Raw genomic sequence first — 15,700 nt, forward strand, 5'->3', positions numbered from 1 at the left:
ACCTCCCGGCGGGCGCGCGATTGACATGCCCTCGAATATTTGTTCGAATACTCGGCATGCGATGGCAGGGACAGTCGGTGGGCACGGTGGACGATGCGGCCCTGCCCGGCATGGAGCGCGTCGACGGCCTCGTCCGTTCGGTCACGACGCCGGAGTTCGCGGGCGTCACGTTCCACGAGATCATGGCGCGCTCGGCACTCAATCGCGTGCCGCGCGCGTCGGACATGCCGTTCGAGTGGACCGTGAACCCCTACCGCGGGTGCTCGCACGCGTGCGTGTACTGCTTCGCGCGCGGCACCCACACGTATCTCGATCTCGACGGCGGCGAGGACTTCGACACGCAGGTCGTCGTGAAGGTCAACGTGGCCGACGTCCTGCGGCGCGAGCTCGCGCGCCCCTCGTGGTCGCGTGCCGCACTCCAGCTCGGCACGAACACCGATCCGTACCAGCGCGCCGAGGGGCGCTATGCGCTCATGCCGGGCATCATCGACGCGCTCGCCGAGTCGCGTACGCCGTTCACGATCCTCACGAAGGGCACCCTCCTGCGTCGGGACCTCCCCCGCCTCGTCGAGGCGCGCCGCCGTGTGCCGGTCGGTCTGGCGATGTCGATCGCGGTGTACGATGAGTCGCTGCAGCGGTCGATCGAGCCGGGCACGCCGTCGGCCGAGGCCCGCCTCGCGACCGTCCGCCGAGCGGTGGACGCGGGATTCGAGGTGACCGTCTTCCTCATGCCGATCGTCCCCCACCTGACGGACTCGCACGCGGCACTCGACGAGGCGCTCGATCGCGTGCGTCGCGCCGGTGCGACGCGCGTCGTCTGGGGCGCACTGCACCTTCGCCCCGGGGTCAAGCCCTGGTTCATGGCCTGGCTCGAGCGCGAACACCCGGACCTCGTGCCGCGGTACCGCGGGCTCTACCCGGGCACGGCGGTCGACGCCCCGAAGGCGTACCGCTCGTGGCTCTCGGAGCGCGTGCGCCCACTGCTGCGCCGGCACGGCCTCGAGCGCGCGATGCGCCCGCTCGCACAGGGACGATCAGCGTCCGCGGCGCACGAGCCGATCCCGTCCCGGAGCGCCGTGCGCCGGACGGGTCCAGCCGCGACCGTCGGTGCGCCGACCCTGTTCTGAGCCGCTGCGCGCCTTCCCGTTGCATCCAGGTCGGTCCCGTTCGCCTCCACGTCGGCATCCACGTCGTCCCACGTCCGAGCGTGACGCCTGTGACGCGGCCACCTTGACTTCAAGTGCACATGAAGTCTTACAGTGGGTGCATCCGGACGGTGAACGTCCGGCAGACGACGAACCTGGAGTCCGGATGACGATGACGCTCGCGACCGACCTGGCGACCGCGTTCAAGGACGCGTTCCGCGAGCACCCCGCGGGGACCGCACTGATCACGGCCGCGTCGCCGTCGGGCCCGGTCGGGCTCACGGCGTCGAGCGTGGCCTCGGTGGGCCTCGATCCGGTCGCGATCTCGTTCTCGGTGACCCGGGCGACGGGCAGCGCCGGGGCACTCCTCGCGGCCGACACCGTGCTCGTGCACCTGCTCGACGCCCGTCACGTCGCGATCGCGCAGCAGTTCGCGGTGAGCGGTGGCGAGCGGTTCTCGCCCGCCCAGGGCTGGGAGACGCTCGAGACCGGTGAGCCGTTCCTGCCCGTCGTGCGGACGGCACTGCGGGCGCGCCCGCTGCACCGGATCCCCGTCGGCGCGTCGACCCTCGTCGTCGCCGAGGTGCTCGACATCCGCAGCGGCCCCGCGGCCGAGCCCGTCGTGTACCACGATCGCGCGTTCCGCTCGCTGGGCGCCCCGCACTGATCCTCCGCCCCGCGACCCATCCGACCCGCGACACCGTCGCTTCCCGAACCAACCGGACGTCCACCCGGACGATTCCGGTCCCCCTTCGCCGTGTGTGCGGCGAACCGATGAAAGGACCGACCGTGGCTGAATTCACGCTTCCCGATCTTCCCTACGACTACGCCGCACTGGAGCCCCACATCTCGGGCCGCATCATGGAGCTCCACCACGACAAGCACCACGCCGCCTACGTCAAGGGCGCCAACACCGCCATCGAGCAGATCGCCGAAGCCGCCTCCACCGGCGACCTCGCCAACATCAACAAGCTCGAAAAAGACCTCGCCTTCAACCTCGGCGGCCACAACAACCACTCCATCTTCTGGAAGAACCTCTCCCCCGAGGGCGGCGAACCCCACGGCGCCCTCAAGGACGCCCTCGAGAACCGCTTCGGCAGCATCGAGAACTTCCAGAACCTCTTCACCTCCGTCGCCCTCGGCGTCCAGGGCTCCGGCTGGGCCGTCCTCGGCTACGACGACACCGCCGGCAACCTCACCACCTTCCAACTGTTCGACCAGCAGGGCAACATCCCCTTCGGCGTCACCCCCCTGCTCCTGCTCGACGTCTGGGAACACGCCTACTACCTCGACTACCAGAACGTCCGCGCCGACTACGTCAAGGCCTTCTGGAACATCGTCAACTGGAACGACGTCGCCGAGCGCTACACCACCGCAACCAACTGACACCCCCACACAAACACCGCGGGCCCGCACCAACCGGTGCGGGCCAACGGCATTCACGCGTCCCGGGGCCGCTCCGGTCAGTCCTCGTCGAGGAGGGCGGCGGCGAACATGGGGCGCGCGGCGTCCTCGCTCGGCGGGTGGAAGAGGCCGGCCGCGGCGTCGCGGTAGAGGCGGCTCGCCTCGGAGCGGTTGTCGAACCCCGCACCGCCCGAGCAGCGCAGCGCGATCTCGGCCGCATCGAGCGCGGCCCGGGCCGCAGCGATGCGCGCGCTCACGAGCCGGAGCGGCCAGGCGGCGCCGTGGTCGACGAGTTCGTCGACGTCGCGCGTGATCGCGTCGAGCTGGGCCGAGACGGGCTCGAACGAGCTGAGGCCGTCGGCGATGCGCACGCGCCACTCGGACACCTCGGCGAGTGTCGTCCCGGCCTTCGCGGAGCGGCGTGCGCGCAGCGCCTCGGCGGCGACGCGGAGCGAGCGCTCGGCGACACCGGCGTAGACGGAGCCGATGAGCAGCTGGAAGTTCGCGGTGATGCCGAACGTCAGGAGGTCGGGGTGGCGTCCGGGCGGGATGCGTCGGACGACGCGGTCGGCGCGCATGCGTGCACCGTCGAGCGTCGTCGCGCGGCTCTGCGAACCGCGCATGCCGAGCACGTCCCAGTCCTCCGAGACCGTGATCCCGTCGGTCTCGCGATCGAGGAATCCGAACACGAGGCGCGGGTCGTCGGGGTCGGCGGTATCGAGCCCGTGGGTGATGAGTCGCGTCCACGCGGGCGAGAGCGAGGTGAAGATCTTGACGCCGCTCAGCAGGTAGTCGCCGTCGGGCGCACGCTCGGCGACGGTGTTCGAGCCCTGCAGCACCCAGTCGTTGCCGGGCTCGCTGATCCCGAACGCGAAGAGCTCACCGTCGGCGGCGTCACGGAACACGTCGTCGAGCGAGTCGTCGCCGCGCTCGGCGAGGACGCGCGCGACGCCCGTGCACATGAGGTGCATGTTGACGGCGAGCGCGGTCGCGCCCGCTGCGGTCGCGAGGCGGCGCTGCAGGCGCGCAACCTGCTGCAGCGTGAGCCCCGGGCCGCCGAACGATTCCGGTACGAAGAGGCGCAGGTAGCCGCGATCGCGGAGCTCGGCGAGGTCGTCGTCGAAGAAGGCGTTCTGCCGGTCGACCTCCCCGGCCCGCTCGCGGATGCGCTCGAGCAGTTCGTCGGGCAGGTACTCCTGCTCCAGTTCGGCGATCCTCGCCAGTCGGTCGGTCATGCCGTCTCCTTCCCGTCCGCGCGCGCGAACAGCAGCGCGCCGTTGTGTCCGCCGAACCCGAACGAGGTCGAGAGGACGGTGGGGACGTCGGCCGCGCGTGCCGTGCCGGCGACGATGTCCCATCCCTCGAACGCCGGGTCGTCGAGGTTGATGGTCGGCGGGACGAGCCCGGTCCGCATCGTCTCGATCGCGATGAGCGCCTCGACGACGCCGGAGGCGCCGAGGAGGTGGCCCGTGCTGGACTTCGTCGCCGTGACGGGGATGCGTCGCGCGTCCGGGCCGAGTGCGCGCTCGAAGGCCGCGATCTCGGCCGCGTCGCCGAGTGGCGTGCCCGTACCGTGTGCGTTGACGTGTGCGACCTCGGCGGTGTCGACGCCGGCGTCCGCGAGGCAGTCGGTGATGGCTCGCGCGGCGCCGCGACCCTCCGGGTGGGGCGCGGTCGCGTGGTGGGCGTCGCTCGAGGCACCGAAGCCGATGACGCGTGCGAGCGGCGCGGCGTCGCGGGCGCGCGCCGCGTCGGCGGCCTCAAGCAGGGTCGCCGCGGCGCCCTGCGCCATGACGAATCCCGTGCGGCCGCGGTCGAAGGGTCGGCTCGCGGTCGTGGGGGCGTCCTCGAAGCCGGTGGCGAGGGCGCGCAGGTTCGCATTGGACGCGAGGTTGACGGGGCCGAGGCAGTCCTCCATGCCGACGACGAGCACGGCGTCGGCGTAGCCGTGTCGGATGCGGCGCATGGCCTCGCCGATGCCGACAGCCCCGCTCGCGCACGTCGCGCACACGGCGTGCGAGGAGCCGCGGGCGCCGCGTCGCTGGCTGATGAGGGCGGCCGCGGCGTCGGGGGCGCCGTGCATCGAGAGCGTGCCCGGAACGGCGCGCGGGCCGCGGGCGTCGAGGGTGCGCGTCGCGGCCTGCATCGCGTCGACGGGCCCCGAGCCGGTGGCGACCACGACGCCGAAGCGCTCGGCGTCCCAGGGCAGGAGCGCCGGGTCTGCGGCGACACCGGCGTGGGCGAGCGCCTCGTCGGCGGCGACGAGTGCCCAGTGCTGGACGGGATCGAGTCGCCGGGCGAGCCGCGGTTCGATGCCCACCGCGGGGTCGAAGCCTCGCACGAGGCCGCCGATGCGGACGGGAAGGCCTACGAACTCGGGGGCGTCGAGTCGGGTCACGGCGCTGCGTCCGTTCACGACGGCGTCCCAGGTCGAGGCGGCGTCGAGCCCGCTCGGCGTGACGGCACCGAGGCCCGTCACGACGACCTCCCGCCGCTCGGTCACAGCCGTGCCACCCGCCCCGCGCGGACGAGGCTCGCGACCTCGCCACGGCGGATCTTGCCGCCGACGGTGCGCGGGAGCTCGTCGACCCGGTACCACCGACGCGGCACGGCCTGGGGTGCGAGTCGTTCGCGTGCGTGGGCACGGAGGGTCTCGACGTCGGGGGCGTCCCCCTCGAGGACGAGCGCGACGACCGCGCCGAGTTGTTCGTGTGGTTCGGCGACGGCACTCACGGCGCCGATGCCGGGGACGCCGTCGAAGGCACGGTCCACCTCGGTGAGGGCGATCTTGTGGCCGCCCGAGATCGCGATGTCCCCCGCGCGCCCGACGAGTTCGAGGGTGCGCCCGTGCAGGCGCCCCTGGTCGTGCACGGTGGCCCATCCCCCGTCGTCGCGAAGTCGCTCGTCGGTGGTCGCGGCGAGGTATCCGTCGGAGCACGCGGCGGCGTGGATCCAGAGGGTTCCGAGTGCGCCGTCGGGCAGCACGGCACCCGTCTCGTCGCGGATCTGTGCGTCGATGCCGTCGTAGAGGTGGATGCGCGTGCCGTCGCCGTCGCGTCCGTCGCCGATGAAGCCGATCTCGGCCGCGCCGTAGTAGCCGATGAGGCGGACGCCGGGCAGGACGGCGGCGAGGCCCGCACGGATCGAGGCGGGGAGGTTCGCGCCGCCCGTCACGACGAGGTCGAGCGTCGCGTAGCGGGCCGGGTCGCGGCGTGCGACGTCCGTGAGGGCCTGGGCGATCGCCGGGACGCCCACGAGTCGCGTGATCCGCTCGCGTTCGATGCGCTGTCCCATCGTGATGGGGTCGAACGCGTCGGCGAGGTGCGCCTCACCACCGGTCGCGAGGCACTCGATGAGTGCGTAGAGGGTGAGGCTGTACGAGAGCGGCCCGGGCGCGAGCGTGGCGACGCCGGGCTCGGGGCCGAGGTGCGCGCTGGAGACGGCGACGTTGGCGCGGTACTGCCGACGGGTCTTGAGGAACGCTTTCGGCTCGCTCGTGGTGCCCGATGAGAAGAGGAGCAGGAACGCCTCGTCGTCGTCGCGGACGGTCGGCGGCGGGGCCGGCTCGACCTCGCGTTCGATGCGGCGGAACTCGTCGGGTGTGACGACGGTGCCGCCCCAGCCACGTGCCGCGAGGGCGTCGCGCAGGTCCTCGCTGTCGGTGACGACGAGGCCGATGCCGGTCGTGAGCACGACGCGGAGGCGGTGCGCGAGGGGCCAGCGCGGATCGATCGTCGCCGAGACGGCGCGGTACCCGGCGAGTCCGGCGACGATACGCGCGGCGTGCGCGGCGGAGCCGATGCTCACGGCCGTGATGGGGATGCCCCGCGTCTCGGGGGCGGGGACGGGCGGCACGGTCGCGGCGGCGTGGAGCCGTTCGACGGCCGCGGCGACCCGCCGCGAGTCCTCGACGAGGCCGGCGTAGCTGAGCGATTCGTCGGGGCCGACGATGGCGGGGCGATCGGGGTGCGCGGCCGCCACCTCCAGCACCGTCCGTGTGATCGGCACCATGGCCTCCCGTGTCTCGTCCCCGGCGTCGTTCGGTCGAGGCCGGGCCCGCCCTCGATCCTATCGCCGCCTTTCTGGACGGAGTTCACCTGCCGACACAGAGCACGCGCCCTCTCGGGCCTGCTCGAAGCCACATCGGGTCGGATCCAAGCCGTGTCAGGAGCGATTGTGTGCGACGGCGGCGCGGACGAGTGCGAGGAACGCGTCCTCGTCCAGTGCGTCGTCCTCGCGCAGGTCGATGGCGCGCCGCGTGCCGGCGTCGAGGCTCGCGTTGAACAGGCCGCTCGGGTCGTCGATCGACGCGCCCTTCGCGAAGGTGACCTTGACCTTGTCACGGTATCGCTCGAGCGTGCAGACGAGTCCGTCGGCCGAGAACGTCGGCACCCCCGCGGGGTTCGTGGGTTTCACCCACTTGCGCTCCTCGCGTGCATCGGGCGCGGCCCGCAGGATGAGGGTGCGCAGCAGGTCGAGGCGTGCGTCGCGCCAGTCGTCGCTCATGCTCGGAGACTACGTCGCCTCGGTGGGTTGGGTGGACGGCGCGCGGTGAGAGGATGTCCCCGATGTTCCACGTCCTCTTCTACGAACCCCGCATCCCCCCGAACACCGGCAACGCGATCCGCATGGTCGCCGCGACGGGGGCGACGCTGCACCTCATCGAGCCGCTCGGGTTCGAGCTGAGCGATGCGCGGCTGCGCCGCGCGGGTCTCGATTACCACGACCTCGCGAACGTGCGCGTGCATGCCGATCTCGACGCGGCGCTCGCGGCGGTCGCGGCCGACGGCACGGGTCGCGTGTTCGCGTTCACGACGCGCGGGAGTCGCTCGTTCGAGGAGCCGGACTACGAGCCGGGCGACGCGCTCCTGTTCGGCCCGGAGCCGACCGGGCTGCCGGACGCGGTGGTCGACGATCCGCGTGTGACCGATCGGGTCCGCATCCCTATGCTGCCGGGGGTGCGCTCCCTCAACCTCTCGAACTCCGCCGCCGTCGCGGTGTACGAGGCCTGGCGTCGGGTCGGCTACGCGGGGGCCGAAGCGCACGACTGACGCCTGGGCCCTCGACCGCCATCGCAGCCCTCAGCCGACACCGGAACCTCCACCTGACACCGGAGCCAACAGCCAACTCGGGAACCCCCGGCCGACACCGGAACCCTCAGTCGCCACCGGGACCCCACATGACACCGGAGCCAACGGCAAACTCGGGAACCCACAGCCGACACCGAAACCCTCGGCCGCCGCCGGAACCCCGACCCGACTCCGGAACCTCCATCTGACCCCGAGCCAACAGCCGACCCGGGAACCCCCGGCCGACACCAGAGCCCACAGCCAACAGGGGAACCCCCGGCCGCGACAGGAACCTTCAGCCGCCACAGGAACCTTCAGCCGCCACCGGCCCCGGCCGACTCCGAACCCCTCACCCGTCGCCCTCGGCCCTCACCCGGGGCCCTCATCGCCGACGGCGTCCGCCGAGGAGCACGTGCGCGAGCGGCAGCACGGCACCGATCATGATCACCGTGCCGAGGACGTCGTCACCCGGGCGCACGAGTGCACCGGCGACGAGCAGCCCGGCGAACACGACGGCCGAGACGAGGCGCCGCACGGCGCGATCGACCCGATCGAGCCGTTCCTCGATGCGCGTGCTGCGGACGTCTGCGGTGCCCTCCTCGAACGAGGTGACGAGCGTGTCGATCCGGCCCGGCAGGCGGGCGAGCGACGCGACGGCGTCGCCCGCGCGGGTCGTGAGATCGCGGATCGCGCCGCCCTGTTCCTCGCGCAGCATGCGCGCGGCGAACGGTTCGACGGAGTCCCAGAGGTTGAAGCGGGCGTCGAGTGAGCTGCAGACGCCGGACGTGATCGACAGAGCACGGACGACGAGCAGGAAGTTCTCGGGCAGCTGGAACGGCATGGAGCGCACGACGTCGCCGAACTCGTCCGCGAACGAGCGGAACTCGTTGGGGTCCACCTCGCGGAGTTCCGCGAATCCCATGCCGCCGAAGCGCTCGAAGAGCTTCGTCATGGCCCGCTGCAGTTCGGCCGTGTCGGCGGACGGGAGCAGGACGCCGACGTCCTTGACGGCGGCGACGAGTCCCGCGCCGTCGCGCGCGGCGGCGGCGATGACGAGTCGGCGCAGGCCGCGCCGCATGCGGGTGGAGATCTCGCCCATCATGCCGAAGTCGACGAACGTGATGGTCCACGGCGGCCCGTCCGAGTCCACCGCGTCGGGCGGGTGCGGAGTCACGAAGATGTTGCCGGGGTGTGGGTCGGCGTGGAAGTAACCCTGTCCGAAGAGTTGCTCGAACATGAGACTCGCGAAGACGGGCGCGACCTCGGCGGGATCGATGCCGGCGGCGCGGAGGCCGTCGAGGTCGGTGATCTTGATGGCCGAGACGTCCTCGAGCGTGAGGACGCGGCGGGTGGTGCGTTCCCAGACGACGGCGGGGACGGTGACCCGGGAGTCGTCCGCGAAGTCGTCGGCGAAGCGTTCGGAGCCGACGGCTTCGTGGAGGTAGTCGATCTCCTCGAGGCTCGTGCGTGCGAATTCCTCGACGAGGACGGGCATGTCGACGCGGTCGGCGACGATGCGGACGCGGCTGAGCCAGCGTCCGACCTTGCGCAGGGCCGTGAGGTCGACCTCGACGATGGTCCCGATGTCGGGTCGTTGCACCTTGATGACGACGCGGTCGGTGCCGACGATCGCGGCGTCGTCGGGCCCGAGCCGTGCGCGGTGGACCTGCCCGAGGGAGGCGGCGGCGAGTGGGTGCTCGTCGATCTCGGCGAAGACGCGGTCGAGCGGGAGGCCCAGCTCGGCCTCGGCGAGCGAGCGGATCCGGTCGAACGGGACCGCGGGCACCTCGTCCTGGAGTCCCTCGAGTTCGCGGGTGATCTCGGGTGGCACGACGTCGAGGCGCGACGACATGAACTGCCCGACCTTGATCATGAGTCCGCCGAGCTCGATGGCGAGGACGTTGAAGCGCCGCGCGAACTGCTGCATGCGGCGGGCGCGGGTGCGATCGCCGAGCACCGTGAGGCCGATGCGGGGCAGGAACAGTTCGAACCACCAGGTGATGGCGAGGTGCCGCGCCGCGAAGCGCATGATGCGTCGGTATCGCCGTCGCGCGTCGGCGTCCCAGTGCTCGGGAGACCCGTGATCTCCGTCGGCCGTGGCCACCCGGTTCAGTCTTCGGCCAGGATCGCGTACACGCGGCGGCGGGCGTCGTCGAGCACGCCGACGGCGCGGTCGACCTGCTCGGGCGTGCCGGTCCGGGCGAGTTGTGCGACGGCGTGCGCGAGTTCCGAGCCGGCCTTCGGAAGAGCGGCTGCGGCCCCGAAGCGGTTGCCGCGTTCGGCGCCGTCCCACGGCGCGCTCTCCTTCGACTCGTCGGCGACCTCGCGCCCTTCCTCGGTGAGCGAGTAGGTCTTGCGGCCGTTCGCTTCCTCGGCGGCGATGAGCCCCTCGTCGGCGAGGAGCTGGAGGGTCGGGTAGACCGATCCGGCACTCGGCTTCCAGGCGCCGCCGCTGCGCTTCTCGATCTCGCGGATGATCTGGTACCCGTGCATGGGTCGCTCGACGAGCAGTGCGAGGACGGCGGCGCGCACGTCGCCGCGGCTCACTCGGCTGCCGGCGCGCTTCTCGAATCCGGCTCGGAACTGGTCGAAGATCTGCCACACGCCGTCGACCGGGTTCCCCTGGCCGAATCCGCCCTGCTGGTGGGTCGTGTTCATGGTGTCCGCCCTCTCTGATCGATCTGTTCGTTGCGATCTGTTCGTTGCGGCCGATGCCCTCAACGACACTCGACGATATATCGTTCAACCTGAGTCCGGAAGGTCAGGGAACTGAGCGCGCGCCTGGAAGCAGTGGCCGACGAGCTGCATGCAGCCGGATCGGTGTGCCCCGCTCGCGAGTGCTCATGACGTCACCCGGGGACCCACACCGATCAGCGGGCCGACCTCGCATCGAGTCAACGTGGGACGAGCCCCAACTCGTACGGTGCCCGCAATTCTCGCTGCCATCCGGTCGCTCTCTTTGGGTCGGTCGGCCGACCGCGGCTCGGTGCAGCCCCGGGTAAGCGGCTCAGAACGGTGGTGGCTCGAATCCTCCGTCGGTGTCGGTGCCGATGCCGATGCCGATGACGGTATCGGCATCGGCGCCGGTGTCGGTGCCGGTGTCGGAGTCGGTATCGGTGTCGGACTCCTTGTCGCTTCTCCTCGGTCATTGTCCTCGAGGGCCGGCCTTACGGAGTGCGCTCGTGGACATGGCGGTGAACGCCTCGAGCGAAGGGTCGAACTCGAACTCGGTTTCCATGCTCGTTCGTGGACGATGGGTGGCCGGTCGAATCGTGGGCGCGATCGAGTGTTCGGAGGTATCGAGCGCGCGAACGAGCCCCGTCGGTGATGTCGGGCGGGCGTCTCCGCCTGGTGGGTGGTCGCCGCCGTTTGGCGAGTGGGCGCCTCCGCTTGGCGGGTGTCCGCCGCCTGCTGCGTGGCTGCCTTCGTCTGGTGGGTGGCCGCGGCCTGGTGCGTGCCCGCCGCCAGGTGGTTGGCCGCCTCCGTCTGGTGGATGGTCGAGGTCATCGTCGTGGTGCGCCCAGGACGGTCGGAACCGTGGCCCGATGGGAACGGGTCGGTCGCTGTACCGGTCGCCGTTCGGCGCGAACCAGATCAACCGTCCCGGCTCCCACTGTTCCACTCGCCAGCGCGTGGCATGTTTGAACGTGTGATGCCGGCGACACAGGTGCGCCATGTTCCCCAGCGAGGACGTGCCGCCGTCGGTGACCGCGATCGTGTGGTCGATATCGCACCGCCTGGCCGGGCGGGTGCAACCAGGGAATCGGCAGTGCCCGTCACGCACGCGCAGGAACTCGCGCTGCGCCGCCGTCGGGAAGCGCGTGTCGCTCTCGCGAGCGACGCCCGTGATCGGATCGGTCAGCACCCGCAGGAACGACGGCGCACGCGCCGCGAGTTCCCGCGCCTGCTCCACCGGCACCGGCACCACCCCGTCGAGCAGCGCTGGATCGTCGCCACCATCGAGGAGCGACAGCACGGGCACGGTGATCGCGACGCGCGCGTTGATCCCGCCAGCCGCGCCGTGCGGCGACCCGCACCCATCAGCGGGGTCGCTGGTGAGGACGAGTTCGCACAGCAGGTCCGCGCGGATCTGATCATGCGTGCGAGGTTCATCCGGCCCCGCGAGCGCTTTGGCCTGTTCGGTGAGCCGGTCGAGCATCGCCGCCCCGAGCAGGGTGGGGACGAGTGCTTCGAGTCGGCTCATGCCGTCGTCCTCGTGCACGACCCGCACCCCACGCTGTTCCCGTGCGATCTTGTGGCGCTCGTCGAGGCTCTCCCGCATGAGTGTCTGTGCGGCGCGGCGTGCGCGAGCCCGCAACCGGGCGGGCGTCTCCCGAGAGGCCCCGTCCACCACGGCCCGTTCGTACGCTTTGCGGGCGTCGTCGTCGGGGAGGCGTCGTCCTTCCGCGAGGATCACGCGCACGTGGGCGAGCGAGAGGTACCCATCGCGGAGCATTCCTTCCGTGGCGGGGAACGCGTCGCGCAGCATGAGGCTCTCACCGAGCTCACGCGACACGACCGGCTCGGACCGCGCGGTCGCGAGGGCCAGTTGGGCGGTGCGTTCACGCATCGCCGTCACCACCGCATCATCACTCCCGGGATGCTCTTCCCGAGCACTGGCGAGGGTCGCTTCGTGGATGAACGCGAGCAGTTCCGCGCGGCGGGCTTCGGCTTTCGCGATGAGCTTGTCCTCGGCACGGACCGCGTCCAGCGCCAGGTCGAAGGCTTCGTCGTGGGCACCGATGCCGTCGAGGTGTTGCAGGTGCATCATGAACGCAACGTGCGGCGCGAGACGCGCCTGCCCACGCGGCCGAGCGGGCGCGTCACCACCAGCCGACGGGCGCGCGTCACCACCAGCCGACGGGCGCGCGTCACCACCAGCCGACGGGCGCGCGTCACCACCAGCCGACGGGCGCGCGTCACCGCCGGCCGACGGACGCGACGCCGCGTCCGGGGCCGGTGCGGCAGCGGCGCCGTCGGGCTCGTGATCGTTCATACCCACACCCCATCACCACCCTCGGACAATCCGACTCGACTCAGCAACGGGGCAGGAATCGAGAACGGGAACGGTGACACCGACGAACCGGGCAGGCACGACCACGAGCGCGAGCGGCAGCGCGCGTCGCCACCGGCCGTCGGACGAGGGGTCGCGTCCGGGGCCGGTGCGGCAGCGGTGCCGTCAGGCTCGTGATCGCTCATAACCCACACCCCATCGCCCCCCACGGACAATCCGACTCGACTCAGGAACCGGGCCGGAATCGAGAACGAGAACGAAAACGGGAACGGGAACGGGAACGGGAACGGGAACGGTGACATCGTCGAACCGAGCGGGCACAACCGCGACGACCCCGCGACGGAACGCGCCTCCAACAGCCCGGGACGCGATACGGCGCGTCCAGGGCCGGACCGGCGGTGCCGTCGGGCTCGTGATCGTTCATACCCACACCCCATCACTGCCCTCGGACAAACCGACCCGGCACGGGATCAGGGTCGGATTCGAAAACCGCAGGCATTGTGACGCCGTCGAAGGCAGCAGATTCGACCACGAAGATGCATCATCGCGCGCCGCCACCGACGACGGGACGCTGGGTCAGTCCGGCGCCGAGTCGGCGGCACCCTGGTCCCGATGGTCGTTCGTGGCCTCGCTCCGTCGCTCCCGACAGGCCCTCCGGCCGCCTACCGAGGCGGGATTTCCACGCCATGCGGCAATTCTGCTGCCCTCCGCGGGCAACCGCAGCGTCCAGGGGTACCTCGAGCCGACGTCGACAGTCCGTGAAAGAAAGCCGGGTTGTTGCTACCCGGCCCGCGGCCCGGTAGCAACAACCCGGCTTTCTTCGGCGCCAAGCATGGTGACCTGGGCGGTGAGACACCGGGGCATCGCTCTCGTTGCGAACTGCTGTCGCTCCGGACACCGCACGTTCACGCGGACGCGAGGCAGAGCAGCATCGCCACCGCCGCTCCACGACACTTGGCGACACTCACGTTTTCACCCCGCCCCCTCACGTCAGTCACCTTTCGCCCCTCCCCTGACGGCACTCAACGACCCTCGGGTTGCGTCCAATAGCGTGGTGTATGGATCGGGTGGCCGTGTCGCTGCGGACATAGCGACGGTCACCGCGTGATCCTTCGAGAGAACTCTTCACATCCGTCTCGAAAGGACCCCGACGATGACCGTCGCACCCCACGATATCGACCCTGCCCGTTTCCTCGAAGACCACCTGGCGCAAGCGTCTCCGGACCTGCTGCGAGAGATGATGGGCACCTTCATCAATTTGTTGTTGTCCGCGGACGCCGACCAGGTCTGCGGCGCCGCCTACGGCACGATCAGCGTCGACAGGGTGAACCGTCGTAACGGTTACCGCTCGCGCGCGTTCGACACTCGCACTGGCACGATCGACCTCAAGATCCCCAAGCTCCGCTCCGGGACGTACTTCCCGGAGTGGCTGCTGGAGCGGCGCCGCCGCGCGGAGGCCGCGCTGACGACCGTGGTCGCGACGAGCTACCTCCTCGGCGTCTCGACGCGGCGGATGGACGACCTGGTCAAGACCCTCGGGATCACCGGGCTCAGCAAGTCGCAGGTGTCGGAGATGGCGAAAGATCTCGACGAGCAGGTCGCCGCGTTCCGCACCCGACCCCTCGACGCCGGCCCGTACTCGTTCGTCGCCGCGGACGCGCTCACCATGAAGGTCCGTGAAGACGGACGAGTCGTGAAGGTCGCGGTGCTGGTCGCGACCGGCGTGAACGCGGACGGTTACCGCGAGATCCTGGGCCTACAGGTCAACTCCACAGAGGACAGCGCCGGGTGGCTCACGTTCTGGCGCGACCTCGTCGCACGCGGCCTTTCCGGCGTGAAGCTCGTCACATCCGACACGCACGCGGGACTGGTCACCGCGATCGGCGCGACCGTCGGCGGCTCCTGGCAGCGCTGCCGCACCCACTACGCCCAGAACCTCATGGCCGTCACACCGCGCAGTTCCTGGCCATGGGTGAAGACCCTCCTCGGAACAGTGTTCGACCAACCCGACGCCGACGCGGTGCACGCCCAGTTCGACCGCGTCCTGGACGCCCTCGGGCACAAGCTCCCGCGCTCGTTCGAGCACCTCGAGGCCGCACGCGAGGAGATCCTCGCGTTCACCGCGTTCCCGAAGAGCGTCTGGCGACAGATCTGGTCCAACAACCCGAACGAACGACTCAACCGTGAGATCCGCCGCCGCACCGACGTCGTGGGGATCTTCCCCAACCGAGACAGCATCATCCGACTCGTTGGCGCCGTCCTCGCAGAGCAACACGACGAATGGGCCGAGCAACGCCGCTACCTCGGCCTCGACGCTCTCGCCGCAGCCCGACGCGTCGGCAAACCCGACATCGAGAAGGTGACCGAACCCGACCTGACAGCCCTCACCGCATAACCCCGAAACACGAAGGATCACACGAACACCGATACACCACCTCCGGGGACTTGACCCGACCCTCGCCTTCACCCGCGCACCACGCGCCACTCGACGGCTCGCCGATCGGCGCCCGAGCCCGCGCGAGCCTCGAGACTCCTCACCCCGCATCGGCCTCGTCCGAGACGCCCCGTCCGTGCCGCCGCACCCACGTCACTCATCGCGGCTCCGATCACCGCCTGCTCCGGCCGCGCCGCGCCACCCGCGCCGCGCCACCCGCGCCGCGCCGCTCCACCCGCGCCGCTCCACCCGCGCCGCTCCACCCGCGCCGCTCCGCCGCGCCGCATGCCCCGCTCCGCCTGCGCCGCTCCGCCCGCGCCGCTCCGCCGCGCCGCATGCCCCGCTCCGCCTGCGCCGCTCCGCCCGCGCCGCTCCGCCTGCTCCGCGCCAACCGCGCCGCTCAACCTGCGCCGCTCCGCCCGCGCCGCTCCGCCTGCTCCGCGCCAACCGCGCCGCTCAACCTGCGCCGCTTCGCCTGCGCCTCCGCCGCTCCGCCGCGCCGCATACCCCGCTCCACCCGCGCCGCTCCGCCCGCGCTGCTCCGCCCGCGCCGCCCCGCCCGTCTCTATGCACCCACGTCACTCATCGCGGCTCCGATCACCGCATACCGGCTCCGCCTGCGCCGCTCAGCCCG

General features: G+C 71.2%; 12 protein-coding genes. 5 read left to right on the plus strand and 7 right to left on the minus strand.

Annotated elements, in window-relative coordinates:
• Positions 1-56: 56 nt before the first annotated feature.
• From HNR16_RS08265 to HNR16_RS08275, 3 genes are all read left to right on the plus strand, one after another.
• Positions 57-1,127 carry an Rv2578c family radical SAM protein gene (locus HNR16_RS08265; protein WP_158039525.1) on the plus strand — a complete coding sequence of 357 codons (1,071 nt, stop codon included), beginning with the start codon at positions 57-59 and terminating at the stop codon, positions 1,125-1,127.
• Between the two features lie 184 nt (positions 1,128-1,311).
• Complete coding sequence (locus tag HNR16_RS08270; RefSeq protein WP_377700590.1) at positions 1,312-1,812, plus strand: flavin reductase family protein; 501 nt, start codon at positions 1,312-1,314, stop codon at positions 1,810-1,812.
• Positions 1,813-1,934: 122 nt separating this feature from the next.
• Positions 1,935-2,531 (plus strand): superoxide dismutase, encoded by a 597-nt coding sequence (locus HNR16_RS08275; RefSeq protein WP_158042232.1) that lies wholly within the window; start codon positions 1,935-1,937, stop codon positions 2,529-2,531.
• A 77-nt stretch (positions 2,532-2,608) separates the two neighbouring features.
• Here the strand turns inward: HNR16_RS08275 and HNR16_RS08280 are convergent, their stop codons facing one another.
• The 4 genes from HNR16_RS08280 to HNR16_RS08295 form a co-directional block, all read right to left on the minus strand.
• Positions 2,609-3,784, minus strand: coding sequence for an acyl-CoA dehydrogenase family protein (locus HNR16_RS08280; protein ID WP_158042173.1), 1,176 nt, complete (start codon positions 3,782-3,784; stop codon positions 2,609-2,611).
• Entirely contained in the window at positions 3,781-5,052 is a 1,272-nt protein-coding gene (locus HNR16_RS08285; protein ID WP_158042172.1) for a beta-ketoacyl-[acyl-carrier-protein] synthase family protein, read from the minus strand. The genes HNR16_RS08280 and HNR16_RS08285 overlap by 4 nt, the downstream gene beginning before the upstream one ends.
• Positions 5,049-6,560 carry a class I adenylate-forming enzyme family protein gene (locus HNR16_RS08290; protein ID WP_218868412.1) on the minus strand — a complete coding sequence of 504 codons (1,512 nt, stop codon included), beginning with the start codon at positions 6,558-6,560 and terminating at the stop codon, positions 5,049-5,051. The genes HNR16_RS08285 and HNR16_RS08290 overlap by 4 nt, the downstream gene beginning before the upstream one ends.
• 153 nt (positions 6,561-6,713) lie before the next feature.
• Complete coding sequence (locus HNR16_RS08295; RefSeq protein WP_158042171.1) at positions 6,714-7,055, minus strand: DUF1801 domain-containing protein; 342 nt, start codon at positions 7,053-7,055, stop codon at positions 6,714-6,716.
• 62 nt (positions 7,056-7,117) lie between these two features.
• Here HNR16_RS08295 and HNR16_RS08300 point away from each other — a divergent pair, with 62 nt between their 5' ends.
• Positions 7,118-7,600, plus strand: coding sequence for a tRNA (cytidine(34)-2'-O)-methyltransferase (locus tag HNR16_RS08300; protein WP_158042170.1), 483 nt, complete (start codon positions 7,118-7,120; stop codon positions 7,598-7,600).
• Positions 7,601-8,000: 400 nt separating this feature from the next.
• Here HNR16_RS08300 and HNR16_RS08305 read toward each other — a convergent pair whose 3' ends face one another.
• The 3 genes from HNR16_RS08305 to HNR16_RS08315 all read right to left on the minus strand — a co-directional run bounded on the left by HNR16_RS08305 (position 8,001) and on the right by HNR16_RS08315 (position 12,614).
• Entirely contained in the window at positions 8,001-9,722 is a 1,722-nt protein-coding gene (locus tag HNR16_RS08305) for an ABC1 kinase family protein (protein ID WP_225738010.1), read from the minus strand.
• A gap of 5 nt (positions 9,723-9,727) precedes the next feature.
• Positions 9,728-10,276, minus strand: coding sequence for a PadR family transcriptional regulator (locus HNR16_RS08310; protein ID WP_158042169.1), 549 nt, complete (start codon positions 10,274-10,276; stop codon positions 9,728-9,730).
• A 487-nt stretch (positions 10,277-10,763) separates the two neighbouring features.
• A complete protein-coding gene (locus tag HNR16_RS08315; RefSeq protein WP_179558166.1) occupies positions 10,764-12,614 on the minus strand; it encodes an HNH endonuclease signature motif containing protein in 1,851 nt (616 codons plus the stop codon).
• Between the two features lie 1,171 nt (positions 12,615-13,785).
• Between HNR16_RS08315 and HNR16_RS08320 the strand changes: the two genes are divergently transcribed.
• On the plus strand, positions 13,786-15,027 hold the full coding sequence (locus HNR16_RS08320; RefSeq protein WP_179558167.1) for an IS256 family transposase: 1,242 nt from the start codon (positions 13,786-13,788) through the stop codon (positions 15,025-15,027).
• Positions 15,028-15,700: the final 673 nt, after the last annotated feature.

It is taken from the genome of Pseudoclavibacter chungangensis, from assembly GCF_013410545.1.
Classification (GTDB): Bacteria; Actinomycetota; Actinomycetes; order Actinomycetales; family Microbacteriaceae; genus Pseudoclavibacter; species Pseudoclavibacter chungangensis.

Bases quoted from the DNA above. Each gene is read 5' to 3' on its own strand.
- HNR16_RS08270 (WP_377700590.1), top strand. From the start codon at position 1,312: ATGACGATGACGCTCGCGACCGACCTGGCGACCGCGTTCAAGGACGCG.
- HNR16_RS08290 (WP_218868412.1), bottom strand. From the start codon at position 6,560: ATGGTGCCGATCACACGGACGGTGCTGGAGGTGGCGGCCGCGCACCCC.
- HNR16_RS08310 (WP_158042169.1), bottom strand. From the start codon at position 10,276: ATGAACACGACCCACCAGCAGGGCGGATTCGGCCAGGGGAACCCGGTC.
- HNR16_RS08280 (WP_158042173.1), bottom strand. From the start codon at position 3,784: ATGACCGACCGACTGGCGAGGATCGCCGAACTGGAGCAGGAGTACCTG.
- HNR16_RS08300 (WP_158042170.1), top strand. From the start codon at position 7,118: ATGTTCCACGTCCTCTTCTACGAACCCCGCATCCCCCCGAACACCGGC.
- HNR16_RS08265 (WP_158039525.1), top strand. From the start codon at position 57: ATGCGATGGCAGGGACAGTCGGTGGGCACGGTGGACGATGCGGCCCTG.
- HNR16_RS08315 (WP_179558166.1), bottom strand. From the start codon at position 12,614: ATGAACGATCACGAGCCCGACGGCGCCGCTGCCGCACCGGCCCCGGAC.
- HNR16_RS08320 (WP_179558167.1), top strand. From the start codon at position 13,786: ATGACCGTCGCACCCCACGATATCGACCCTGCCCGTTTCCTCGAAGAC.
- HNR16_RS08295 (WP_158042171.1), bottom strand. From the start codon at position 7,055: ATGAGCGACGACTGGCGCGACGCACGCCTCGACCTGCTGCGCACCCTC.